Source organism: Rhodococcus koreensis (genome assembly GCF_017068375.1).
In the GTDB taxonomy this organism is placed as follows: domain Bacteria; phylum Actinomycetota; class Actinomycetes; order Mycobacteriales; family Mycobacteriaceae; genus Rhodococcus_F; species Rhodococcus_F koreensis.
This window is the reverse complement of sequence record NZ_CP070609.1, coordinates 508202-529426: the sequence shown is the minus strand read 5'-3', so window position 1 is coordinate 529426 and position 21225 is coordinate 508202. Positions and strand designations below refer to the sequence as shown.

Genomic DNA, 21225 nt, shown 5'->3' with positions numbered 1-21225 from the left:
GTCCCGCCGGAGTGGGGGCGGAGTGGGACGGATCCCTACACTGTGTCCCGTGCGAATCGCGACCTTCAACATCAACGGGATCCGCGCGGCGCAGCGGCGCGGCTTCGAGGACTGGCTCGGCGAGCGTGAACCCGACGTCGTCGCGCTGCAGGAGGTCCGCGCTCGTGCCGCCGCCATCCCGCCGGGGGTGTTCGGCCGGTATCACCTCGCATACGACGAGGGCGAGTTCGCCGGCCGCAACGGTGTCGCGATCCTCACTCGATGCGCACCCGTCGCGGTTCGAACGTGGAGCGGCACGGCGTTGGTGCAGGCACCGGGTGAAACGCACATCGAGAGAGTCGAACTGGAGCCGGAGCCGTTGGCTCGGGGTCTGGGGGAGTTCGCGAACCATGGTCGGTACATCGAGGTCGACCTCGCCGAGTCGCCGATCACCGTCGTCTCGATGTATCTGCCGAAGGGCGGCCTGCCTGCCCATCTCCAGAAGCCCGGGCGGATGCGGGAGGCCCCCGACGGGGGCGTCCGCTACGACCGCAAGATGCGCTTTCTCTCCGCGTTCGCGCGCCAGCTGACCCGCTCGCGCCGCACGGCTCGCGCGCGGGGCAGAGAACTGCTGTTGATGGGTGACCTCAACATTGCGCACACCCGGTACGACGTACGGAACTGGCGGCGCAGCAATCAGGCCGAGGGCTATCTGCCGGAGGAGCGCGAGTGGTTCGACTCCATCGTGTCGCCGCGCACCCTCGTCGACGTCGTCCGGCGACACCATCCGGACGTCGACGGTCCGTACTCGTGGTGGTCGTGGCTGGGAAAGTCGTTCGTGAACGATGTCGGGTGGCGCATCGACTACCACCTCGCGACGCCGCAACTGGCGCGGACGGCGGTCACGGCCGGCACCGACCGGGACCCGGCGGCGGATCGCCGGATGAGCGATCACGCGCCGGTCGTCGTCGACTACGAATTCTGAGCTGCGCCGGTCACCTCGTTCGCCGTGAGGCTGGAGGGTCAGGTGGTCAGCTTCATGGACAGGAAGGCCAGGGTTGCCCCGAACTCCCGGATCTGGCTGGGCTGGTCCGGCCGGCATGCCCAGGTGATCAGGTCTCGATCGGCTACCAGGTCGGCGGCGCGCCGACGTGACTCTTCGGGGTCGGGCGGTGTCGCCCGAAGCGCATCACCCAGCCGGCTCAGGGGTTCGACGAGCGGGATGAGTTCGGAAGGCGGGCGGTTCTCCGGTGTGAAAACCTGCTGAGCGCTCTTGATCACCGTCATCGCCGCGAGCCACGAACCTTCCCAGGTACCGGCCTGGTCATTCGGAGGATGCATGGCGCCAGCGTAGACATCGGGGTACGAGTCTCGCTGGGACTTCATCGGCCTGCCCCCCGACCGCACCGAATGTTGCGTCCGCAACCGCACGGACGATCGACTCATCGGCGATGGGCGCGCACGGGCCTTCTACGGCTGTGCGACGACGGTGTTTCCGTTGTCGTCGGTGCAGTTGATCGTGTAGCCGATCTCCGCCGATTCCGGGTCTCCCGCGAGGCGGCATTCCCACCCGTCGAAGCTGTACACCGGTTCACTCTTGTCGCGTCCCGTGAAGTACTTCGTGAGCATCGTGTGCGCCTCGTCGCACCGGAGTGTCCCCTTCACGATGACCACGGTCGCGGGCTTTCCCGTCTCCGGGTAGGTAACGGGGCCACACTGATTCGATCCGCGGGCCTGCTGGGGAAGCGGTGCGGCGGTGGGCGCGATCGGTGGTGGGGTCGCGCCGGGAATGCTCACCGGCAGCGGCGTGAATTCAAATTTGTACCCGTCCGTGGCGACGGTAAAGCCCTTGCCCGTCGCATCCTCCCGGCACGAGACTCCCGAGAACTGCACATTGCAACTGAATCCGTCGACCGCGAGGGTGGTGTCATAGGGGAGGACATTGGCGTTGCCGGGAAAGAGTGCCTCGTTCCAGTTCTGGAAGTTCGGCTCCTTCCCCGCCTCGACCGCGATGAGGTCGGCCTCGGCGGGCGGGCCGCCGTCCGGCGACGCGATCTGCGGGGTTCCCGGGACTCCCAAAGGCCCCGCGGTGGGATGCGAAGCGCATCCGGCGAGCTTCTTGTCGGGAATGATCGCACACAACCATTTTCCCGACGGCGTGACGAAGCCGAACGCGTCGCTCTCCGGGTCGCTCGACGCGTACTGCTTCGCGTCGACGCCGTTGACGGCCGGTTCGGCTGACGGTGGCTCACTCGAGGCGCTCGGTGCGACGGACTCGGTGCCGTCGGTCGACGACGCATCCTGGGTGCAGGCGGCGAGAAGAAGAGACGAGGCACCGGCGATCGAGGCCAGAGCCACCGCGGACCGCCGTCGAATCCTGGTCATGCGTCACACCCCTTTCGGTTCGGTCCGCGGGACCGATCGCCTGAGATGTTCCCACGAATACCGGGGTGTCGCGTCGCATCGACGGATCGGCCCCGAACACTCCTGGTGGTGGGCGAGCGGGCGTGGGCCGTCGATCCCGCGGTTCGAAAACGTGACGATGCTAGAATTCTGGGGCGTTGTCGCAGGTCCAGCAGTTGATGTACCCCGGATCTTCCTGTCGGAGTCGCCCGGCCGAGGAGGCCGTTCCATGGCTGAGTCATCGGTATTACCCGCGGATCTCGGCGGCAGCCCGGATCTCGAACGCATCGTCCTCGAACACGCGTATCGCGGCGCGCACCTGCAAGTCGCACTGCGTGGTGTGCTTGCGCTCTTCATCGCGTTGACACTGCTGTTCGTCCCGCCCATGAACGATGCGAATGTGTGCCTGGCGATCCTGACCGGCTACGCATTCTGGACCGTCGGGCTCGCGCTGTGGACCCGCCGAGGAGGTCCGGGTCCGGTGAACGCGATGTGGCTCGCCCTGTTCGTGGACCTTGCGGTCATCGGTAGCCTCACGCTGTTGACCGGTATTGCGGCGCAACAGAGTTGGACCGCCGACATCTTGACCAACGGACTGTTCGTGATCCCGTTACTGGCCTGCACTCAGCTACGCCCGGGTGTCTGCGCTTCCGTGGTCGTGCCCACGGTGCTGGTGTTCCTCGCCGCCAGTTGGGCCACGATGGCGTCGAACGAGGAACCGTGGTCGTCCATCCTGCTCAGCACGATGGCACTCGCCATCCTCTCGGCGGGCGCAGTCGTGCTCAGTAGAATTCAACGATCCAGAGTGCTCACCATCGGTCACCTCGTCCACGACCGCACCGCCCTGCTCGCGGAGTTGATGGGCCTCGAACAGCGCGAACGACGTGCGTTGTCCGAGCAACTCCACGACGGGGCGCTGCAATTCGTGCTTGCCGCGAAGATGGATCTCGACGACCTCACCGGCAGCGCCGATCCGGAGGCCGTCGATCGCATCACCCACGCACTCACCGAATCCGCGTCTCTGTTGAGGGCCACCGTCTCGGAACTCCATCCCACGGTGCTCGATCGCGTCGGACTTGCCCGTGCTCTCGGCGACATCGTCCGGTCCGCCCAGGCGCGCGGCGGTTTCGACGTGGATCTCCAGACCGTGGAATGGGACGACGACTTACGCACGTCGGCCGACGACGTGCTGTTCAGCGCCGCACGCGAATTGCTCAGCAACGTGGTCAAGCACGCGAGAGCCCGGACCGTCCGGGTCGAACTGACTCGGACGGGTGAGCATGCGGTCCTCGACGTCACCGACGACGGATGCGGCATCTCCCGTGAAGCGATCGACCGCAGTCTCAGCCGAGGGCACATCGGACTCACGTCGCACGAACTCCGCGTCGTCGCGGCCGGCGGCAGCTTCTCCGTCCGCCCGGGACCACGTGCGGGGACGGTTGCCCACATCGAGATGCCGTTCGAGGTCGTGACAGCGTCCGATTCCCTCACGATCTCGGCGCACTAGTCCATCACTCGACGCCGAGCATCACCTCGGTGGACTTCACGAGCACCGTCGCAGCCACGCCGGCCTGCAGACCGAGTTCCTCGACCGCCTCCTTCGTGATGGACGCGGTGACGATCTGCTCGCCTCCGTCGAGACGCACCTTCACTGTCGCCATCACACTGCCGAGGGTGACCTCGGTGATCGTTCCGGTGAGCTGGTTCCGGGTGGACAAACGCATCGTGAACCTCCGTCTCGCGGCCTGTGGTTCCGACGCTAGCCGCAACCACTCCGGAATAGGTGAGGTTGGACCTCGAGTCAGTCGGAGGTGACGGTCGACGGACTCGGTTCCAGGAGCGCAGTCAGACAGGTGGGCCCCAGGCCGATCTCCGGCCACCCCGCCGAGATCATGATGTCGTGTGGGCGCGTACACGTGCCGAGCCAGTAGTTCGGCTCCGTGCGGTAGGCGGGTACTCCACCCCACTTCCGGGGTGAGCCGGACCGTGGCAGATAGGGGTCGGCAACGCCGACGACAGACCCCAACTGCAGCAGCACCGACAGATACGACCATTGGGTGTCGGGATCCGCCGGATCGGACAGCACCCGTGTCTCGTGGTGTGCGCGCTCGGCGGTCCGCCCCGTGGCGGTCAACGCGAGACGGACGTGGATTCCCGACGAGAACGCGACAATTCCGAGGAGGTCGAGGGTGTGGTGAGTTCCGGACGCGAGAATGGTGGGACCGTGCACTGCGGTCCCACTGGCTGTCGGCGGCGCGAATGCCGGCCAACGCGCTCTGCGCATGCCCACGATGGTGCCCCTACATCGAGGCGGAATCAACGTCCCACGCCCGCGGGCGTGGGACGGGACTCGAGACGGCAGGCGCGGCAGAATGGCGTGAGGACGCGCGAGGCGTCACTTCCGGAACGCTTATCGTGGATGGAGGTCGAGGCGGGTGGAGGACGGAAGGTTCGCAGCGGAGGGAGTGTCCATGGAGTCGCTGCCGGATTCGCGGATGCTGCTCGCGGTCCTCGAATACAGTCCGGCGTTGGTGTTCGTGTCCGAATTCGTGTCCGGTCGGATCGTGTACGTCAATCCCGCGGGTGTCGGCGTCCTCGGATTCGGTGATGCCGTGCATGCGTACTCGAGGACGACGGCGGAACTGTTCACCGACGTCGGCCTCGTGCAGGCGCGTGACGTGGAGTCGGCTCTGGCCGACCGGGGAGAGTGGACCGGGTTGACCGAGTTTCGCCATTTCGTCACGGGCGAGCCGATCCCGATGCTGATTTCGACGTTCGTGCTCGAATACACGGAGACCGGGCCGGCGGTGATCGGGTCGATTGCCCAGGATCGCCGCGGCGCCGAACACGACGAGCAACGCCTGCAGCGCGCATTGGGGGAGTCCGCGTACCGGGCCCGGGAGCAGCAGGCGATCGCCGACCTGAGCCAACTCGCCGTCGGCGGAGACCTCGATGAACTCCTCACGGCGGCGGCTGGGGCGGCGGCCGCGCTGATGGGTGTGCACTGTTCGTCGATCGCACGGGTGGCCGACGACGGCGAACTCACGGTGCTCGCCTACCGCGGTCCCGAGCCCGGTCCGAAGACGTTCTCGCCGGGGCCGGGATCGCAGCCCGGGTACGCCGCTGCAAATGGGTCGGTGATCGTGTGCACCGATCGGGTCCACGAATCCCGGTTCTCCACGGCGGGGATGAGCGGGCGCGGGCTGCAGAGCGGGGTGTGCGTTCCGTTCGGCTCCGAAGAGGTGTGGGGTGTGTTGACGGCGCACAGTCGTCGTCCCCGTGACTACACCGAGCGTGACCTGACCTTTTTGCGTTCGGTGACAGCCGTGCTCTCCGCGGCGATCCGCCGTATCGAGGCCGAGGCCGCGCTGGTGCACCAGAGCTTGCACGACCCGCTGACGGGATTGCCGAACCGCACATTGGCTCGCCGCCGGCTCGACGAGGCCCTGGACGCGGCGCCGCACGGTGGCCCGCGCGTGGCGCTGCTGCTGGTGGATCTCGACGACTTCAAGACCGTCAACGACAGCCTCGGTCACGCGGTTGGCGACGACGCGCTGATCGTGCTCGCCAGGCATCTGCGGTCGGCGGTGCGCCCGGGCGATACCGTTGCCCGCCTCGGCGGCGACGAATTCGTGGTCGTCTGTGAGCACGTCGCGGGCGCGGCGGAGGCGGTCGCGATTGCCGCCCGGATCGCCGGTAGCTTCGCCGACCTGAACCGGGCGCGGTCACTCGAGTGGCCGATCAGTGCCAGTATCGGTGTTGCACTGTCCGATCCCGAGTGCACCCGTGAAGAGCTCGTTCGGCGGGCGGACTCGGCGATGTATCGTGCAAAGGCAGCGGGAGCGGGCGGTTACGCGCTCTACGACGGCACCTTCTAGCGCAGCGGCAGGCCCCCGATCGGTGCGGTGTTGCCGACGCGACACGAAATCGTGGCCACCGCTAGGCACCCTGGGGTGGGGAAATTGTCATCTTGACGCGCTTCGCGACGCGTCGAATACTTGCTGGACACGGCGGTTCCCGTCGGCATTCGACGAGAGAATTCCGCGTTTCGCCCTTGAGAGAGAAAGATATTCGCGTCTTCGACGCTGAACGCGCCGACGTGGATGTCGGATGGAACTGAGGCGCTCGATGGCAGTTTTCGACCCAGACGCGACCCAGGCGGCGTCGATCCGCGCAGTCGGCCACGGGATCGTGGCGGAGTTGGACGCTGCCGGTTTCGCGGGTGCCGAGGAGGTCGGCCGGGGCGGGTTCGGTGTCGTGTACCGCTGTCTGCAGCGTTCGCTCGGTCGAATCGTCGCAATCAAGGTCCTGACGTCGGACCTGGACTCCGAGAACCGCGAGCGGTTCCTGCGGGAGGGCTACGCGATGGGCGGGCTCTCCGGCCACCCGAACATCGTCAACATTCTGCAGGTCGGCGTGACCGAGACCGGTCGCCCGTACATTGTCATGCATTACCACCCCCGCGACTCGCTGGCGGTGCAGATACGCCGAGAAGGTCCGCTGCCCTGGCCGGAGGCGATCAGCATCGGAGTGAAGCTGGCGGGCGCACTGGAGACCGCGCATCGGACCGGCACCCTCCACCGCGACATCAAACCCGCGAACATCCTGCTCACCGACTACGGCGAGCCGCAGTTGACCGATTTCGGCATTGCGCACATCGCCGGCGGCTACGAAACCGCCACCGGCGGGTTCACCGGATCACTGGCGTTCACCGCACCGGAAGTCCTCAACGGCGAATCGCCGACCGCACGTTCGGACGTCTACGGTCTGGGCGCGACGATCTTTTCGCTGATCGCGGGGCGGGCGGCGTTCGAGCGGAAGACCGGCGAGGAACTCGTCGCGCAGTTCGTGAGGATCAGCACCCTGACGGTGCCGGACCTGCGCGCTCAAGGCATCCCGGACGGTGTGTGCGCCGTCATCGAGAGGGCGATGGCGTCGAATCCGTTCGCTCGGCCGGCGTCCGCCGAAGAGTTCGGACACGAACTCCAAGCCGCGCAGCGACACATCGGGTTGCGTTCGGACGCGATGGCGCTGGCACCCCTGGAACCCGCCCAGCCGGCCGAGTCGCATCCGTCGGCGGCGGATGCCGGTGGCTACCGTCAGATCCGGTTCGAGGATTCGGACGGTCAGCGCCCAGTCTTCGCACCGACCGAGCAGATCCAGCCGGAGTCGCACCCCTCGGGCCCGTTCTGGCCACCGACGGGTCCGTCGCCCTGGCCGCCGACGGGTCCGTCGCCCTGGCCACCGACGGGTCCGTCGCCCTGGCCGCCACCGGGAGTGCCGGGGAGCAGTCGGCAGGCCCGCACCCGGCGGCGCCGCATCCTGACCGTGCTCGCGCTGGTGGTGGCGCTGGTGCTGACCGGTGGTGGTTACCTCGTGTTCAGGGAGGCAACCGGACCCGGCGCCGCGGGACCGACCGCCCAGCAAGCGGGTGAGCCCCCGGCCGTCGACCCGACCGCGGCGTGGCGACCGGTCGCCGACGCCCGGGTCGCCCGTCAGCAGACGGCGACGACGGTCGCGGACGGCACCATGTGGGTCTTCGGAGGGTTGGACGACAACGGTGTGTCCGCCCGGCAGGAAGGCTACGACCCGGCCATCGACACCTGGAAGGCCGGCCCCGATCTCCCCGTCCCGCTCAATCATGCGATGGCCGTCACCTACAACGACGAGCCCGTACTCATCGGCGGATGGCAAGCGAAAGGCCAGAACCTGACAGCCGTCGCCTCCGCTCGGGTGATGGCCATGCGCGACGGGCGATGGGTCGATCTGCCCCCGCTGAACGTGCCGCGGGCGGCCGGTGCCGCGGCCGTGGTGGGCGACGAGATCGTGGTCGCCGGGGGACAGGCGGACGGTGGCCTGGTGGCTACGACAGAAGTGTTCGACGGAACGAAGTGGACGACGGTCCCGAACATCCCGACGCCACGGGAGCATCTGGCAGGCGTCTCGGACGGGAAGTACTTCTACGCGATCGGCGGGCGCGATCTGGCGTCGGATCAGAACACGGCCGCGGTCGAACGTTTCGATCCGGCTGCGGGAACGTGGGCGACGCTGCCCGGCATGCCCACCCCCCGCGGCGGGCTCGGAGCGGCGTTCATCGACGGCCGCATCGTCGCAGTCGGCGGTGAAGAACCCACCCGGGTGCTCTCCACGGTCGAGGCCTACGACGTGATCGCAGGGACGTGGTCGCAATTGCCTGCTCTGCGCACGCCGCGGCACGGGATGGCGGTCGGCGCGGTCGGCAACACGGTGTACGCGGTCGGCGGCGGCATCAAGCCCACGCACGCCGAATCGACAGCTGTTTCCGAGGCGCTGCAGATCGCGCCACGCAAGACGCAATGGGCACCGGCGTGGCGTCCGCTGAGGGACGCGCCGATCGCCCGCCAGCAGACCGCGACTGCCGTCGCGGACGGGACGATCTGGGTGGTCGGCGGACTCGACAATGTGGGGTCGACCCCGAAGGTCGAGGGCAACGACCCGGCCATCGACACCTGGAAGGCCGGTCCCGACCTTCCGGTCCCGCTCAATCATGCGATGGCCGTCGAATACGGCGGCGAGTTGGTGGTCCTCGGAGGCTGGGTGCCGGAAGGGCCGAACCTTACCGGTACGACGTCGGACCGGGTGCTCGCGCTGCGGGACGGCAACTGGGTGGACCTGCCCCCGCTGAACCTGCCGCGGGCGGCCGGTGCCGCGGCCGTGGTGGGCAATGAGATCGTCGTCGCCGGGGGTCAGGCGGAGGGCGAACTGGTGGCGTCGACAGAGGTGTTCGACGGAACGAAGTGGACGACCGTCGAGGACATTCCGACGTCACGGGAGCATCTGGCCGGGGTGTCGGACGGGAAGTACTTCTACGCGATCGGTGGCCGCGATCTGGCGTCGGATCAGAACACGGCCGCGGTCGAACGCTTCGATCCGGTTGCGGGGACGTGGGCGACGCTGCCCGGCATGCCCACCCCTCGTGGCGGGCTCGGGGCGGCGTACATCGACGGCCGCATCGTCGCAGTCGGCGGTGAACAGCCGACCCGGGTGCTGTCGACGGTCGAGGCCTACGACGTCGCTTCGGCGACCTGGTCGGCGTTGCCGCCCATGCCCACCGGAGCTCACGGGATGTCCGTCGCGACGGTCGGGCACACCGTCTACGCGATCGGCGGTGCACTCCGGCCCACGCATGCCGAGTCCACCGCGACTGCGCAGGCACTCGATTTCTGGTGACAGCGACGGGTTGTCGTCCGGCAATTGCGCACTCTGAATGTCTTCTGTCCGTGTCGTTGTGCGCAGTATAGGGGGGCTAGACTTGTGGTCGGGAGGACGAATTTTTACACGAGATACGGGCCGGGAGGTTCGTGATGAAGGTGACGGCGACGGCCACCCGTCGCGGCGGATCGTGGGTGGTGGAGGTTCCGGGAGTCGAAGGCGTGCTCACCCAGGCTCGGCGGCTCGATCAGGTGTCCGCCATCGTGGCGGAGGCCGTCCATCTGGTCCGGGGTGTTCGGGCCGAGGACGTCGAGGTGGAACTCGACTACGAAATCGGAGATTCCGCGGCGCTCATGGAGGCCCGCGCCGCCCACTGGCAGGTCGAGTCTGCCGCCCACGCGCAGGAATGCGCAGCGCGGGCTTCGCGGGCCGCGGTGGCGCATCTGCGCCGATCGGGTCTCTCGGTGCGTGACATCGGTGTCATCCTCGACCTGAGCCCGCAACGAGTCTCTCAACTCGACCGTGCCGGCATTCATGCCTGATGGCGGTACGTGCGAAAACTGCACCGATCAATCGCGGATGCCGCAGCAGAGTCGGTGATCCGGCAACTTCCGATCCGGCAACTTCCGATCCGGCGACACTCGTGCGGCCCCTAGGATGCAGGGGGGAGCCCTTCGCGCTGAACGGCTCGGGGCAAGGAGGGGGAATTCAGATGCGTGGAGCAGGAAAGCTTCTCGCCGGAGTCGGCATTGCAACGGTGATCGCAGCGGCCGGGCAGGGCATTGCTGTCGCAGCGCCCGAGGATACGACGGAACGTGTGACGACCCTGCAGGTCCCACCGATCGGGATGAGCCCGGTTCTCGCCGCCTACTTCACCGTCGACGCAGTCACGGGTCGGGTACCCGGAGTCGTGCGGTTTCGCACCGTGAGCGAGTGTTACGTCCTGAATCCCATCAGTGCGGACACGTGCATACCCGGACCGGGTAACGCCATGCGGGCGAATGCTGTGCGGGTGCACTGGCTGAACGTGAACACCGGGGCGACCGGCGCGGCCACGATCCCCATCGGAACCGCCGGGTCGACCGATTCGCCTCGCCCCGAGATCGACGTGGCCACCGGCAGCGGGCGAATCGTCGTCGGCACGATGGCCCCGGCCGAGTATCCACAGGCGTTGCTTCCGGGCTTCGGCACCTTCGACGTGCCCTGATCGTCTCCACCGCGAACCGCCGGGCGCCACCGCCTAGAATCTCGGTGGAGGCGGGCGCGCCTCTCCGATGTGTCGCCCGTCCCCGGTGCACAGTCCCGCAGACGCGGCAATTTCGATCGGCGGAGAGTGGCAATGCAAAGTGGAGCGTTATTCGGCAGATACCGGCTGGACCGGTCGCTGTCGGTGGACGAGAACGGCGAGGTGTGGGCGGCATTCGACACCGTCACCGCTCGGCACGTCGCGGTGCGGGCGTTGCCTCGGGACGCGAGCGAGGACGACGAATATTGTGATCGGTTCGTCCGTGAAGCAGGCATCGCGGCGCACATCCGGAACCCGCACGTGGTTGCGATCCACGACTTCGGGCAGATCGGAAACCGGCTCTACCTCGCGACTCCGCTCATCGGCGGAACGAACCTGCGGACAATCCTTCAGTCGGGCGGACCGATGGAGGCATCTCGCGCGGTCGGAGTCGTCCAGCAATTGGCCGCGGCGCTGGAGGCCGTGCACGCCGCGGGGCTGGTCGAGCGGGGAGTGGCGTCGGCGAACGTCGTCGTGCTGGACGGGGGACTGGTTCAGCTCACGGACGTCGGGCTCCCCACGGCTCCCGGCGCCGTGGCGGGAGTCCCCGGTCTGAGCACCGTCTTGTACGAGTGCCTGACCGGCGGGCAGTTCGCGTCGAACGGCCGGGAGTTGCCGTCGTCGAAGTTCTCGACGCTTCCCGTCGGCATGCAGGCTGTGATCGCACGCGGAACGGCAGCCGATCCCGCGCGGCGCTATCGGTCGCCGAGCGACCTGGCCGCGGCCGCCGCTCGCGCCGCGGCGACAGGTCCGCAGCCTGCCGCCGATCCCACTCCCGCGATCCCTCCGAACGACCGCAACCGCCGCCTCCTGCTCGCAGGGCTTGCGCTCGCCGCGATCATTGCCGTCGCGATCGTCGGGGGTGTGATCATCGGGTCGCGATCGGCATCACCCGACGTCGTGGTGCCCGTGCCGGCGTCCAGCGCGGCCGGGCCGACACCCGCCCCATCACCGACCGCCAGGGCGAACCCGACGGCGGCCGAGCAGGTGCCACCGGCCGCGGAGGCTCCGGTTCAGGACGAGGTCCCGCCGGCAGCAATTCCGGCGCCGCAATCACCGCAGGTGCTGCCGGCGCCCGTGCCCGCACCGGCACCCGCGCCTGCACCCGCGCCCGCACCTCAGGTGCTGCCCTGCTACCCGGGCTACGAGCACACGCCGCCTCCGGACGGACCGTGTCTCCCGCCGGGCTCGCCACCGGTACCGGCACCCGTGCCCGCACCAGCACCCGCGCCTGCACCCGCACCCGCACCCGCACCTCAGGTGCTGCCCTGCTACCCGGGCTACGAGCACACGCCGCCACCGGACGGACCGTGCTGGGCGCCCGGTGGGTGAGTCGCACCGGCGACGGTTGGTATCGGTGTCCAGATGAGGTGATCACCGACCGGCGTCCGCGGCGATCCAGGATTCGCAGACCCCGGTGACAGCGGCAGCGATGGCTTCTCCGTACAGCGTCCGCGCGGGTCGGGACTGTTCGATCTGAATTCCGCCCGCAGCGTCGACGGTGAGGCGGTTGACCAGGTTGGCCGCGGAACTGCCGCTGTAGCGTTCGCCGGGATCGGCTACGCGAACACGGACTCCGGTTCCGTCGAGTGCATTCGCGACTGCGTTGAGGACATCCGATTTGAGGCGTGCGGGTGCACGGCCCCCGATGAGGACGTCGTGTCCTCGGTAGCCGTGGAACGACACCGCCCACTGGAATCGTCGTGCACCCAGGGAGCGTAGAAGCGGGAAGCTGCGCACACTGAGATCGCCCGAGGAAATGTGCCATGCCCGGTATGCGTTGCCTGCCGGTCGCCACCCTTTGCACGTCCACAGCGTCGAATCGCGCGATCCGAGCGACGCGTAAACCTGCTCGGCCTGCCGATCCGTGCCGCTTTCGATGGCGCCGCCGTGCGGTGCGAGGACCACGAGGCGGTGGTGGTGCCCGTCGTCGTCGAGTCGCTCGACGAATTCACCCTCGACTTCGGCCTCTGCCTCGGAGATGGTGGGATCGATACACCGGAGGTCGAGGACCACCGCGTGTCCGGGCTCGGCGCCGATCCGACGGCATCCACCATCAGTTACCTGAACGGTGTCGATCCCGTGTGCATCTGCCTCCGGTATCAGTGTGAACAGTGCGGTCGTTCCCTGGTGACTCACCCGTGTCTGCTGACGGGGCTCGGCTCCGATCCGGGCCAGTAGGCGCGGGTGAATCCCGACATGCTCGGCGACGTTTGCGCTGGTGGAGCGACTCCGGCGGACTTCGAGGCGAACGGTGACCTTACTGTCGCCATTCCGCCGCATCGAAATCTGCTGTAACGGACGCTCTTCGAACACCTCCTCAGGTTAGACGCGATACTGTCCCCTCGGGCCCTTGTCGGCAGTTGTCGCGCGGCGAAGACTCGGATCCATGACTAATAAAGCAGTGGTCAGTCTCACCACCGGTCTCGAGGACGCCGAGAAGGTGACGGTTGCGTTTCTGGTCGCGGTCGGCGCGGCAGAACAACAGCGCCAGACGCTGATGTTTCTCACGAAGGAAGCGGTCCGACTCGCGCTCGACGGCACGATCCAGGGCGTCGCCTGCGAGGGTTGCCCGCCGCTTCCCGATCTGGCTGCACGATTCGAGAGCGCGGGCGGCACCTACATGGTGTGTCCGATCTGCTTCGAGGCCAAGCACCTCGACAAGGACGCACTGGTATCCAATGCCGAACTCGCCGGGACGGTTCCGATGTGGAAGTGGATCGGTGACGAAGGGGCGGTCACGTTCAGTTACTGAAACGGCACGGGTGCGAGCGCTGCTGACTCGGTTAGACTGCGCGCGAGTGCATTCGAGTCCGATCCGATGGCGGATCGTGGGGACAGGACGGGGCCGTGGTCGATCGCTACGTACTCGTCGACACCGACACCGGCGTCGACGATGCCCTTGCCCTGCTTACCATTGCGCACGACCCCTGCGCCGAGATCATCGGTGTCGGAAGCGTGTTCGGCAACTGCACCGAAACACAGGCCGCATCGAATGCCCTCACCGTCCTGTCCGTTGTCGGTCTTCGCGACGTTCCGGTGTGTATCGGACTGCCGCGTCCCGGGCCACCGCCCGCAACTCCGTCCGCACACGGTGTCGACGGACTCGGCGACCGCGGCCATCGGCCACCGCCGGGCATCGGTCCGGCGTCCGGTTCCGCCGTCGAGCAACTTTTCCGCGCCGCGGAAGACCGGCCCGGATCGGTGGACCTGCTCTGCCTGGGACCGCTTGCGAACATCGCCGCCGCCGTCACACGCGACCCACAGATCCTGACGCGGTTCCGGTCCGTCACCATCATGGGCGGAATGGGATCCGCCTCGCGGAGAAGTGCCGAGGCCGCATTGCAACCACAGTTCCTCGGCAAAGGCGACACGAACACCAACCACGATCCGGCCGCGACCGCGACCGTCGCGGCGGCGCCGGGGCCGATCACGTGGGTGGGAACGAATGTCACCGGCCGACTTCGACTGACCTGGGCCGACCTGGTCGCTCGCTCCGCATCGGGGAAGGTCGCGGCCTTCGTCCGCGACATCACCGAGGACTACCACCGGTACTGCACCAGCACCTACCGCGCAGAGCACCCGATCTACACCTCACACGATTCCGTCGCAGCCGCCGTGATGCTCGACCCGACGGTCGTGCTGTCCGCCACCGACGCCCAACCCCGGGTGCACCGGGTGGATGGGCGGTCGAGTGTCTGGGGCGTCACTCCGGCGCGGGGGCCGGTGCACCGTTTCGTGACCGACGTCGATTACCGCTTGATCAGAGACCGGATCGCCGCCACGCTCGACGCAGACATTTCCCGAAGCGACTGACGGTGCGCGCGCCGTGGCGGACACCGCCGCTCATACGGTGGCATCGAGCAGATGCAGTTCATCCGCAACGATCAGATCGACCTCGTCACTGGTCAGACCGGACAACAGATGTGCCGACAACATCGCTCTCACCTCCTCATTGTGCTTCTACCAATGAGTCGAATGAGCAAGCGCGATATCGACACCGTCGCCGAAATTCTCGGCAGGAATTTCCGGCGCTAGTTGCCGTCCACCGGAACTGCATCCGTGCCCGGTGCGGAGGGATCGAACGGCGGCGGATCGGCGGGGTCGAATCCGCCGCGCACCGTCGAGCAGGTCGCTCCGGGCTCCGGGTACGTGTTCGGGTTCTGTCGCAGAGCTGTGAGGAAGTCGGCGATCCGCTGGTCGTGGACGTCGTCGAGTCGGAGTTGGTGACCCCACGACTGCAGCGACACTGCCGAACCGAGACCCGGGTACGGCGACATCAGGGTGTACGGTTCGCCCTCGACGTACGCCGCCAGTGCGGTGATGTCGTCGGCGCTCAGACGATCCGGGTCGTAGGTCACCCACACGGCCCCGTGCTCGAGGGAATGCACGGCGTTCTCGGTGCGGATCGCATCGGGATAGACAATTCCGGTGCAGCTAGCCCAGTACTGATCGTGTGCACCACCGAACGGCGGACTCTGGTCGTAGGCCACCCGTTGCGGTGCCTGCACATGATCGGCGGGCCCATAGTCGACCGTGACGATCCCCTTGATTGCCAGTGACGGGTCGGGATTGTCCGCGCTGGGTGCGAAGTCGTGGGCTTCGCCGGCGTCGTCGGATCCGGCGGTCAGCACGTACGCACCGACGGCGACAACCCCCACCACCGCCACCGTGGCGGCCACCAGCCAGGGCAGTCGCCGCCGCGGGCCGCCCGGCTTCGGGTGGGATTGCGGGCTCTCGCTGCGGTCGTTCGTCATTGCCGATCCTTCGTCTCACCGGGCGCCCAGACCGCGCGTCCCATCTGCGAAGGATGGTAGTGGACGGGTGCGGTGGGTCCGGGTCGCACGGCGGTGCGGGTGATCTACCGCCGCGCCATTGCTACGATGCGGAGATCGCGGGTGCGCGCCTGGTGCGCGATCATCAGGATTCGCGCCTTCTCGGCATCGCCGGCCTGCACCGCGGTCAGGATCTCGCGGTGTTCCGATTCGATCTGCTGCAGATTGGACGAGGCCTCTGATTGTGTGCCGCGCTCCGAAGCGCGCGCGAATTCGTAGTCGAAGATGCGCAGCATGTCCCGGCCGTTCTGGGCCAGGAACCGGATGCCCTCGCTGGTGGCGAACGTGTAGACGATCACCAGCGGGACCACGGCGAGGTGCGGAAGGGCACGCAGCATCTGCAGGGTGTGGTCCACCAATCCCTACGACCGGACCCGTTCTCGCTATCCTGCTGTACGCCACGAAAGGCCGGAGCGGGGTATCGGCGGAACTCGGCACAGCCCCGCCCACCACGGGCTCGGGATGCCGCTCTTCTTGCTCGGGTATTCACGACAGCGCTGTCATGCTTCTTCGCGCACGGTCAATGCTGCGCAGAGTGCGAGGATCGATCAGCGCGAATTGTCCGGAGACGCTGAACCAGGAGGCCGATCAAGACGCGCGGCACGCGCGGCGCAACTTCCAAGAGCAACCACCGGTACTCGAGAATTCGCTGCTCGCGGGGAGTGCGGTCGAGAATGCGTTGCAGAGCGGCTTCCAGCTCGGCGTCGCGGATTCCCCGGGCGCGCATCGCGTCGAGGTTCTCCTTCGCGAAGGGGAAAGCCCCCGACGTGACGTGCATGCGGTTCATTCTCTCGATCGGGATCGTATGGGGAAGCGTCTCACACCGTTCCAGCCCTCCGGCGATGTACAGGTTGATCATTGTGCGGATGCACTTTTCGCACTTCCCGCAGTTGTAGTCGCCGTCCCAGTTCAAATTGCACACGCGCAGGTGGCGCATCGCCAGATCGCTGTCCTTGATGGCCTCGGCCTTGTCGATCCGGTGGGCCTCCGTACCGTCCTGAACGATCTCGAGGTTTCCGCTCGACCACAGCGGATCGAGATCCGGATGACTCCCGTGCGGGGTCATGTTGCCCGTGTCGTAGGACCCGGACGCAGCCACAATCACCTTGCGTAGGTGGGGTGAGAGAAGGATCGCCACATGTGCGAGCGCAGCGCCATGTGCGGTGCTACCCCAGTTGTTTCCGTGTCTCGTGTGGAGAAACTGGAGGTCGGTACGAATCTCGATCAGCTCTACTCCCATCTCGGCAGCAACTTCGCGCGCACCTGCCGATATTCGCTCGTATGGTTTCGGGCGACGAGGATCGATGTCGAATCCGTGCACCAGGATGAGATGCGTGATCTCGGCTCGATTCTCCAGAACGGAGTAGAACGCGTCGAGACCGCCACTGAAGAAGCATCCGACGCCGCCGCCCTCACGATCGCTTGTTGAAATGACGGGCGCGACGACGCTCGGGGTGTGGAGTTGCGGGTACCACGAGTGCAGTAGGTCACGTGCCTGTTCGGCACCGGACAGCGCGGCAGGATCGACGGGGGCGTCGAGCTCCAAGTCCTGCTCGGTCGTCATCGCCACCACGACTCCCGGGGGCAGCCAGGGCGTTCCGCTCCGGTCCAGGGAAACGTTGGCCGATGTCTGCACGGTGAAGTGCTTGCCATCGATGGAGAACACCGATTTGATGACGTTCACCCCGACGAGGTCGATGGATGCTTGGACTGCCATGCCTTGATCCCTCTCTTCACGGTGATGATGCCAGGCACGCGCGTCCCCGGTCATCACACCACCGAATCCCGATTCCACCATCTTCCGTCGAAGTGTGCCGTACTGGCACGATCTTCCCGAACGTGACCCACAAAGTAACGCCCACAGATGTGTTCAGGCAGATCAAGATCCGGCGCGGATCTGACGGTCGCCGCATACGGTACGGCCTATGTCGGCCACTGGGTCAACGGGTTGGCAATTACAGCAATGGTTTTGAGTGGCGATGTCGCTGCGGACATAGTGACCTCGATACACCCAGGTGACAGCCAGATCGGCGCCGGTGGGGGCCTCGAACACCGAGGGTGTCGGGGACCTGGGCGACGGTGCGTTCGCAAACCAACCCCGCGCTCGCGCAGTTGCGCGTCGAGGGTGGTCAGGTGGGCGCAGCGCATCGACCTGACGGTCTGAGTCCAATTCCAAAGGGGTAGTTCGACAGTCCAGTTCGTGAGGCCGCCCTGTAACCGACCTCAGGTATTGGAGATTCATGGATTCCCGTACCCGACCCGTCCGTCTGTCATCACTGCCGATGGGGATGGCGAGTCGATTTTCGGTGCTGGGTATGGTGAATCAGTTCGAATCAGTAACTGTGCCAACTTCCGAGAGACCACCGAGCAGGAAAATAGGCGCGTAGCGGTGTATTTCGAGGCGTGACACGTCGCCGCCGCACAGCGCCCGACCGAAGGGCCGCTCCACCATGCCTGTTGAAAGTAAGTCCAGCTTTGTTCTCATCGCCGATCGTCGGTTGCATTACTGCACTGCCGGAGATGGGTCGGTGTCGGTGTTCTTCGAGGCTGGGATGGGAAAGAGTCGATCGACCTGGTCGCTTGTTCAACCATTGGTTGCCGAGTTTGCGCACACCATCGTGTACGACCGCGCGGGGCACGGACTCAGCGACCCCGACGAGACCGGACGCGATTTCGATCGGATACTCGACGACCATCTGGCCGTCCTCGACGCCACCGTCGACCGCCCCTGCGTCGTTGTGGGACACAGCTACGGCGGCCCGGTGGTACGCGTGGCGGCGAACCGTCGACCGGACACGATCAAGGCCGTCGCGCTGGTCGACGAAGTGTCGGAGATCTGCAAACCCGAGCGGATGATGGCAGCCATGCGGGGTGCTTCGGTGCTGTACGGTTCGCAGGTGATTCTGGCGCGGTTGAAACTTCTTCGCCCGCTGCTGGGGAAGTCCTACTACCGCTTCTTGCAGGGTGCGGCGCTGAAGGAAGCGGTCGACGAGGGATCGACGATGAACTCCGTTCGCGCTGCGCGGGCCGAGTGGCGAGCCTTCCGCGAAAGTTTCACTGCGCTTCACGACAGTGGCCCCCATATACCCGACGTCTCGCTCACCACGATCTCGTCGAACAGGATCCCACCCGAGAAGGATCGCGATCGCGATTTCCTCGGCGCCGCGCACCGCCGCACCGCGGAACTCTCCCCGTCCGGACGGCACGTCTATTCGGTGAACCGTCATCACTACATTCCGCTGGTCGAACCCCATCTCGTCGCGCAGGAGATTCGGGACTTGGTCAGGCAGGTAGGCGCCGCTGCGGGGCCCGGTGCTCAGTGACGCAGGCTTCCTTCGTCCCCGGTCCCACTCCGATGGTTGCTCGGCCGACGACGACACGGTGCGGTAACTTGCGAGAGTCACACAGAGCTGAACGAGGAACTCGAATGAATACCTATATTGAGGTGCGGCAATGGAACTGAAGGCTTCGGTGTCGGTTGACGACACGTACCGCTCGACTGCGCATCTGGTGATCGATGGCGAATCGTTTACCGTGTGGACCGAGTCCGACGTGGCTGTCGATGTCACCGGTACCCCGTGGCTGCCCACGCTTCGTGTGACAGCGATGCGAAAAGGGTTGCAGCTCGCAATCACCCCGGCCGTCGACAATACCGCGTTGGAGGGCAGCCTGGCCGCCCAGGACGTGCTGCTCGACTGGTTCCCCGAGATGCTTCAGCGCACCTCCACGCAGGCCGAGACCGCGGCACCCAGCCCGCTGGAGCAGGACCGTCGAGGGGTCGGGTGCTTCTTCTCCGGTGGCGTGGACTCGTTCTACACCGCACTGAAGCATCTCGATGAGATCACGCACTTGATCATCATCCACGGACTGGATATCAGTCTCGACAACCACGTGCTGTGGGAGGAGGCGGTCGATCGGGCCCGGACGATGGCGACCGAACTCGGAAAGGAGCTGATCGAGGTCCGATCCAATGTTCGCCTGCTCCACGCCAAGCACGGACCGCACTGGCAGAGCCAGGCACACGGCGCCTTCCTCGCCCACGTTTCGCTACTATTGTCCCCTCACCTGCGCAAGGTCTACATTCCGGCGTCCGACGACGAATCGCGGCTTGCCCCGCTCGGGACGCATCCCGACCTCGACCCGCTGTGGTCGAGCAGTGATGTCGAGATCGTGCACGACGGCATCGAAGCGGACCGTGTTGCCAAACTGGCCCGCATCAAGGAGTCCGCGGTCGCCATGAATCACCTGCGGGTGTGCTGGTGGAATCTGGCGAGCAAATACAACTGCGGCCGATGCGAGAAGTGCCTGCGGACGATGATCGGACTCCACATCGTGGGTGCATCCGGACAGTGCACGAGCCTGCCCCGGGAGATCCCGTCGAGGGCGGTCCGCCGCATGTACTTGAACGCTGCCGGGGAGGGCGGTGAGCTGTTCGCTCGCGAGAACCTCGAGCGGCTGGCGGAGCTCGGCGAGGCCGATACCGAACTCGTCCGTTCCCTGAGCTATGCGGTCAACCGCAACAAGTTTCAGGAATTCCTCGTGACCGCCCGTTTCTATGTCATCGACGTGGGCTTCGGGCTGGTGCGATACCAGGCACGAAAACTCTTCGGCAGCAACCGGCCGGCAAAGACGACGGCTTTATGAGTCCGACGAACGCGGGCTGAGCCGTCATGTGGCGGTGCTGTGATGGCGGCATTTCGTAGCCGGGAGCATCATCTCGGTGACGTGCTCGTCGATGACGACCGTGTCGAACGGATCGGCCACGGGGCCACACGGCCCAGCTGGCCCGAGCGGCGTCCCCAGCACCGCCACGGCGGCCACCAGCCAGGGCAGACGCCGCCGCGGCACGCCCGGCTTCGGTCGCGATTGCGGGGTCCGGTCGCACGGCGGTGCGGGTGATCTACCGCCGCGCCATCGCTGCGATGCGGAGATCGCGGGTGCGCGCCTGGTGCGCGATCATCAGGATTCGCGCCTTCTCGGCATCGCCGGCCTGCACCGCGGTCAGGATCTCGCGGTGTTCCGATTCGATCTGCTGCAGATTGGACGAGGCCTGCGCTTCCTCGGCGTCGTAGACCCGCAACTGGGCGTCCAGCCGGTCCATCAGTTGCGTGATGGTCTGATTGTGTGCCGCGCTCCGAAGCGCGCCGTGCCATTCGTTGTGAAGCGCCAGGCTCGTCGAGGGGTCGGGTGATTCGATCGCCTGCTCGAACAGTCGGGTCAACCGTGCAAGGTCCAATTCGGTGTGACGGGTCGCGGCGGAGTAGGCGATCGCGGACTCGAGTGCGATCCGTGCCTCGCAGATCTCGAGAACCTCTTCGGCGGTGCGTTCACGTACGCGGTATCCGCGCGGTGCCTGAACAACCAGCCCCTCGTATTCGAGCCGTTGCAGCGCTTCCCGCACCGGTGTGCGGGACAGTCCCAGCTCCGCGCCGATCGTCGCCGGTATCAGCATCGTCCCGGGCCGATCGGCGCCACCCGTTATCCGCTCACGTAGCTGCTTGTACACCGATGATTCTCTCTCCACCGAGTTCC

General features: G+C 66.6%; 21 protein-coding genes. 11 read left to right on the top strand and 10 right to left on the bottom strand.

Translation table 11 applies throughout. The features are described 5' to 3' along the window. The first annotated feature begins 49 nt into the window (after positions 1–49). A complete protein-coding gene (locus JWS14_RS02340; protein ID WP_206012400.1) occupies positions 50–964 on the top strand; it encodes an exodeoxyribonuclease III in 915 nt (304 codons plus the stop codon). 38 nt (positions 965–1002) lie between these two features. Here JWS14_RS02340 and JWS14_RS02335 read toward each other — a convergent pair whose 3' ends face one another. Together JWS14_RS02335 and JWS14_RS02330 are read right to left on the bottom strand one after the other, a co-directional pair. After that, complete coding sequence (locus JWS14_RS02335) at positions 1003–1320, bottom strand: hypothetical protein (RefSeq protein WP_206012399.1); 318 nt, start codon at positions 1318–1320, stop codon at positions 1003–1005. A 129-nt stretch (positions 1321–1449) separates the two neighbouring features. Continuing rightward, positions 1450–2364 carry a hypothetical protein gene (locus tag JWS14_RS02330; RefSeq protein ID WP_206012398.1) on the bottom strand — a complete coding sequence of 305 codons (915 nt, stop codon included), beginning with the start codon at positions 2362–2364 and terminating at the stop codon, positions 1450–1452. 247 nt (positions 2365–2611) lie between these two features. Between JWS14_RS02330 and JWS14_RS02325 the strand changes: the two genes are divergently transcribed. Then, on the top strand, positions 2612–3889 hold the full coding sequence (locus JWS14_RS02325) for a sensor histidine kinase (RefSeq protein ID WP_206012397.1): 1278 nt from the start codon (positions 2612–2614) through the stop codon (positions 3887–3889). Between the two features lie 4 nt (positions 3890–3893). On the opposite strand, the gene JWS14_RS02320 is transcribed toward JWS14_RS02325, so the two are convergent. Together JWS14_RS02320 and JWS14_RS02315 are read right to left on the bottom strand one after the other, a co-directional pair. Beyond that, entirely contained in the window at positions 3894–4106 is a 213-nt protein-coding gene (locus JWS14_RS02320; RefSeq protein WP_072943314.1) for a TOBE domain-containing protein, read from the bottom strand. A 77-nt stretch (positions 4107–4183) separates the two neighbouring features. Beyond that, entirely contained in the window at positions 4184–4666 is a 483-nt protein-coding gene (locus tag JWS14_RS02315) for a hypothetical protein (protein WP_072943316.1), read from the bottom strand. A gap of 187 nt (positions 4667–4853) precedes the next feature. Here JWS14_RS02315 and JWS14_RS02310 point away from each other — a divergent pair, with 187 nt between their 5' ends. The 5 genes from JWS14_RS02310 to JWS14_RS02290 all read left to right on the top strand — a co-directional run bounded on the left by JWS14_RS02310 (position 4854) and on the right by JWS14_RS02290 (position 12190). Further along, positions 4854–6260, top strand: a complete 1407-nt coding sequence (locus JWS14_RS02310) for a sensor domain-containing diguanylate cyclase (protein WP_206012396.1) — start codon at positions 4854–4856, stop codon at positions 6258–6260. A gap of 250 nt (positions 6261–6510) precedes the next feature. Next, positions 6511–9591, top strand: coding sequence for a serine/threonine-protein kinase (locus tag JWS14_RS02305; protein ID WP_206012395.1), 3081 nt, complete (start codon positions 6511–6513; stop codon positions 9589–9591). A 134-nt stretch (positions 9592–9725) separates the two neighbouring features. After that, positions 9726–10115 carry a hypothetical protein gene (locus tag JWS14_RS02300; protein ID WP_072943318.1) on the top strand — a complete coding sequence of 130 codons (390 nt, stop codon included), beginning with the start codon at positions 9726–9728 and terminating at the stop codon, positions 10113–10115. Between the two features lie 170 nt (positions 10116–10285). Then, entirely contained in the window at positions 10286–10780 is a 495-nt protein-coding gene (locus JWS14_RS02295; RefSeq protein WP_072943320.1) for a hypothetical protein, read from the top strand. Positions 10781–10912: 132 nt separating this feature from the next. Next, positions 10913–12190, top strand: a complete 1278-nt coding sequence (locus JWS14_RS02290) for a protein kinase (protein ID WP_206012394.1) — start codon at positions 10913–10915, stop codon at positions 12188–12190. Positions 12191–12232: 42 nt separating this feature from the next. On the opposite strand, the gene JWS14_RS02285 is transcribed toward JWS14_RS02290, so the two are convergent. After that, on the bottom strand, positions 12233–12874 hold the full coding sequence (locus JWS14_RS02285; protein ID WP_241031228.1) for a poly-gamma-glutamate hydrolase family protein: 642 nt from the start codon (positions 12872–12874) through the stop codon (positions 12233–12235). 373 nt (positions 12875–13247) lie between these two features. Between JWS14_RS02285 and JWS14_RS02280 the strand changes: the two genes are divergently transcribed. Together JWS14_RS02280 and JWS14_RS02275 are read left to right on the top strand one after the other, a co-directional pair. Then, positions 13248–13613, top strand: coding sequence for a DsrE family protein (locus JWS14_RS02280; RefSeq protein WP_095863990.1), 366 nt, complete (start codon positions 13248–13250; stop codon positions 13611–13613). 95 nt (positions 13614–13708) lie between these two features. Beyond that, positions 13709–14674, top strand: a complete 966-nt coding sequence (locus tag JWS14_RS02275; RefSeq protein ID WP_206012392.1) for a nucleoside hydrolase — start codon at positions 13709–13711, stop codon at positions 14672–14674. Positions 14675–14892: 218 nt separating this feature from the next. Here the strand turns inward: JWS14_RS02275 and JWS14_RS02270 are convergent, their stop codons facing one another. The 3 genes from JWS14_RS02270 to JWS14_RS02260 all read right to left on the bottom strand — a co-directional run bounded on the left by JWS14_RS02270 (position 14893) and on the right by JWS14_RS02260 (position 17410). Beyond that, entirely contained in the window at positions 14893–15615 is a 723-nt protein-coding gene (locus JWS14_RS02270) for a DUF3105 domain-containing protein (RefSeq protein WP_072943326.1), read from the bottom strand. A gap of 104 nt (positions 15616–15719) precedes the next feature. Next, positions 15720–16049 (bottom strand): FCD domain-containing protein, encoded by a 330-nt coding sequence (locus tag JWS14_RS49855; RefSeq protein WP_241031227.1) that lies wholly within the window; start codon positions 16047–16049, stop codon positions 15720–15722. Positions 16050–16213: 164 nt separating this feature from the next. Further along, entirely contained in the window at positions 16214–17410 is a 1197-nt protein-coding gene (locus JWS14_RS02260; RefSeq protein WP_206012391.1) for a hypothetical protein, read from the bottom strand. A gap of 733 nt (positions 17411–18143) precedes the next feature. Here JWS14_RS02260 and JWS14_RS02255 point away from each other — a divergent pair. Together JWS14_RS02255 and JWS14_RS02250 are read left to right on the top strand one after the other, a co-directional pair. Further along, the gene (locus tag JWS14_RS02255) at positions 18144–19016 is read left to right on the top strand and encodes an alpha/beta hydrolase (RefSeq protein WP_259375752.1); all 873 of its coding nucleotides are present in this window, start codon (positions 18144–18146) and stop codon (positions 19014–19016) included. Between the two features lie 130 nt (positions 19017–19146). Further along, positions 19147–20337: an adenine nucleotide alpha hydrolase family protein gene (locus JWS14_RS02250; RefSeq protein ID WP_206012390.1), complete on the top strand. Its 1191-nt coding sequence runs from the start codon at positions 19147–19149 to the stop codon at positions 20335–20337. A gap of 24 nt (positions 20338–20361) precedes the next feature. Here JWS14_RS02250 and JWS14_RS02245 read toward each other — a convergent pair whose 3' ends face one another. Next, on the bottom strand, positions 20362–20541 hold the full coding sequence (locus JWS14_RS02245; RefSeq protein WP_206012389.1) for a hypothetical protein: 180 nt from the start codon (positions 20539–20541) through the stop codon (positions 20362–20364). Between the two features lie 52 nt (positions 20542–20593). After that, on the bottom strand, positions 20594–21217 hold the full coding sequence (locus JWS14_RS02240) for a GntR family transcriptional regulator (protein WP_095864325.1): 624 nt from the start codon (positions 21215–21217) through the stop codon (positions 20594–20596). Positions 21218–21225: the final 8 nt, after the last annotated feature.

Bases quoted from the DNA above. Each gene is read 5' to 3' on its own strand.
- JWS14_RS02310 (WP_206012396.1), top strand. From the start codon at position 4,854: ATGGAGTCGCTGCCGGATTCGCGGATGCTGCTCGCGGTCCTCGAATAC.
- JWS14_RS02320 (WP_072943314.1), bottom strand. From the start codon at position 4,106: ATGCGTTTGTCCACCCGGAACCAGCTCACCGGAACGATCACCGAGGTC.
- JWS14_RS02260 (WP_206012391.1), bottom strand. From the start codon at position 17,410: ATGGCAGTCCAAGCATCCATCGACCTCGTCGGGGTGAACGTCATCAAA.
- JWS14_RS02305 (WP_206012395.1), top strand. From the start codon at position 6,511: ATGGCAGTTTTCGACCCAGACGCGACCCAGGCGGCGTCGATCCGCGCA.
- JWS14_RS02250 (WP_206012390.1), top strand. From the start codon at position 19,147: ATGGAACTGAAGGCTTCGGTGTCGGTTGACGACACGTACCGCTCGACT.
- JWS14_RS02325 (WP_206012397.1), top strand. From the start codon at position 2,612: ATGGCTGAGTCATCGGTATTACCCGCGGATCTCGGCGGCAGCCCGGAT.
- JWS14_RS02270 (WP_072943326.1), bottom strand. From the start codon at position 15,615: ATGACGAACGACCGCAGCGAGAGCCCGCAATCCCACCCGAAGCCGGGC.
- JWS14_RS02315 (WP_072943316.1), bottom strand. From the start codon at position 4,666: ATGCGCAGAGCGCGTTGGCCGGCATTCGCGCCGCCGACAGCCAGTGGG.
- JWS14_RS02300 (WP_072943318.1), top strand. From the start codon at position 9,726: ATGAAGGTGACGGCGACGGCCACCCGTCGCGGCGGATCGTGGGTGGTG.
- JWS14_RS02255 (WP_259375752.1), top strand. From the start codon at position 18,144: ATGCCTGTTGAAAGTAAGTCCAGCTTTGTTCTCATCGCCGATCGTCGG.
- JWS14_RS02280 (WP_095863990.1), top strand. From the start codon at position 13,248: ATGACTAATAAAGCAGTGGTCAGTCTCACCACCGGTCTCGAGGACGCC.
- JWS14_RS02335 (WP_206012399.1), bottom strand. From the start codon at position 1,320: ATGCATCCTCCGAATGACCAGGCCGGTACCTGGGAAGGTTCGTGGCTC.
- JWS14_RS02290 (WP_206012394.1), top strand. From the start codon at position 10,913: ATGCAAAGTGGAGCGTTATTCGGCAGATACCGGCTGGACCGGTCGCTG.
- JWS14_RS02330 (WP_206012398.1), bottom strand. From the start codon at position 2,364: ATGACCAGGATTCGACGGCGGTCCGCGGTGGCTCTGGCCTCGATCGCC.
- JWS14_RS02295 (WP_072943320.1), top strand. From the start codon at position 10,286: ATGCGTGGAGCAGGAAAGCTTCTCGCCGGAGTCGGCATTGCAACGGTG.